The organism is Hymenobacter agri (genome assembly GCF_054778495.1).
In genome coordinates this window covers 1-1,962 of sequence record NZ_BAAGZM010000713.1, presented here as the reverse complement: position 1 = coordinate 1,962, position 1,962 = coordinate 1, and the positions used below count along the sequence as shown (strand labels likewise).

Here is a 1,962-nt window from a genome sequence, read left to right as displayed (position 1 = left end):
GTACCCCGCCGCCGATGGCCTCCGCCGCTTCGCCGACTTTCGGCGCGACGAGGCCCTGATGGCGCGCATCTTCGAGCAGTTCGTGCGCAATTTTTACCGCCGCGAGCAGCGCCGCTACCGCGTGTTTGCCGAAACCATTGCCTGGCAGGCCGACGCCCCCGCCCCGGCCGACCTGGAGCTGCTGCCCACCATGCTCACCGATACCACGCTGGAAGCGCCCGACCGCAAAATCATTCTCGACACCAAGTATTACGCCGCCGCCCTGCGTGCCCGCTACGACCGGCAGCGGCTCATTGCGCCGCACCTCTACCAGCTCTACGCCTACCTGCAAAACCAGCGTCCCGCCCCCGGCCAGGCACTGGAGGGCGTGCTGCTGTACCCCGCCGCCGCCCAGGCCGTCGACCTGCGCTACACCCTGGGCGGGCACCCGGTGCGCGTCGTCACCCTCAACCTGCACCAGCCCTGGCCCGGCATCGCCGCCGACTTGCAGCGGCTGGTGGAGTAGCGGCTGAAGCTATTTAGAAAATCTGGTTTGGCTGCACATCTGTCATCCTGAGCGCAGCGAAGGACCTTATCACGTTGGAAAAACCCTGACGGGACAAAGTCCTTCGCTACGCTCAGGATGACAAGATTTTGACTTTTTAAACAACTTCGCTATCTCCCCCGCAAACGCAAAACAGCCCGGACTTTCCTGCTGGAAAATCCGGGCTGTCGGCGAATGCCAAGGCATTGGAGCTGGCCGCCAGGGCCAGCGGCCAATTACTTCTTAACCTCTTCGGTGGTCGTGGTGGTGGTGGTGCCAGCGGCGGGAGCCGTAGCATCAGCAGCGGGAGCAGCCGTAGCGTCAGCAGCCGGAGCAGCTACAGCAGCGCTGTCGGTGGTGGTGGTAGCAGTCGTGGTTTCGGTGGTAGCAGGAGCCTCGGTCGAAACGGTGGTTTCTTCCGTCTTCTTCGACTCGCACGAGGTCAGACCAGCGGTGAGGGCCAGGCCCAGAGCAGCAACTTTGAACAGGTTGTTCATTTTGAGGGTAATTTTGAAAATGGGTTAACTAAAAAACGCCCTTTATCCCGGCTTTCGCAGAAGGTAACCCGGGGCAGAAAAATATTTTTTCGACGGGTTACTTAGGCCCTTCGTGTGTATTAACCCCCAAAGTGAATGAGCAGGGGCAATCCCACTACTTCCTCTTCGTTGACTCCGACCGACGACGCGCTGATTGCCGCCATTCGCGGCGGCGATGAGCGGGCCCTGGCCCACCTCTACCGGCTGCACTGGCCTATGGTGTCGCACTTCGTACTGCAAAACAGCGGTTCGGAGGACGATGCCCAGGACGTGTATCAGGAGGGCGTGATGGTGTTTTATGAAAAAGTACGCGACGGCTCGCTCGAGCTTAGCTGCCAGATTAAAACCTACCTCTACGCCGTGTGCCGCCGCCTCTGGCTGAAACGCCTGACCAGCAAAAGCCGCTTCGGCGTGCGCTTGCTCGACGACGAGGAGCACGGCCCGTACCTGAACACCGGTGCGGAAGACGATGTGCTGGCCGCCGAAGAGCAGGACCGCCGCTTCGCCACCATGGGCGAGGCGCTGAACAGCCTCGGCGAACCCTGCAAGTCGCTTTTAGAAGGCTTTTACCTGCTCGATAAGTCGATGCAGGACCTCACGGCAGAATTCGGCTATACCAACGCCGACAATGCCAAAAACCAGAAATACAAGTGCCTCGTGCGCCTCAAGAAGCTGTTTTTTACCCACTATAAAGAAGAACCTATCTAAGCTATTCGATTGCCGCCGGCGGTGTGCCGGCGGACCTCCCCCAGTGTTTTACCCGCGGCTGCCCACCCCTCCGGCCGCTAATGCCATGATGACTGAAGCAGACTATTACGCCTTATTTGAAGCCTACGCCGCCGGCGAGCTGGCTGCCCCGGCGCGCGCCGACCTCGAAGCGCGCCTGAGCGCCGACCCCACGCT

Annotated in this window: 3 protein-coding genes; 2 read left to right on the top strand and 1 reads right to left on the bottom strand. The window is 60.8% G+C overall.

From position 1 onward, the window contains the following. A partial coding sequence (locus ACYVDE_RS21330) for a 5-methylcytosine restriction system specificity protein McrC (protein ID WP_460503553.1) occupies positions 1–505 on the top strand: 505 nt, incomplete at its 5' end. A 254-nt stretch (positions 506–759) separates the two neighbouring features. On the opposite strand, the gene ACYVDE_RS21325 is transcribed toward ACYVDE_RS21330, so the two are convergent. Beyond that, entirely contained in the window at positions 760–1,020 is a 261-nt protein-coding gene (locus tag ACYVDE_RS21325) for a hypothetical protein (protein ID WP_460503551.1), read from the bottom strand. A 168-nt stretch (positions 1,021–1,188) separates the two neighbouring features. Between ACYVDE_RS21325 and ACYVDE_RS21320 the strand changes: the two genes are divergently transcribed. Then, positions 1,189–1,767, top strand: coding sequence for an RNA polymerase sigma factor (locus ACYVDE_RS21320; RefSeq protein WP_460503550.1), 579 nt, complete (start codon positions 1,189–1,191; stop codon positions 1,765–1,767). Positions 1,768–1,962: the final 195 nt, after the last annotated feature.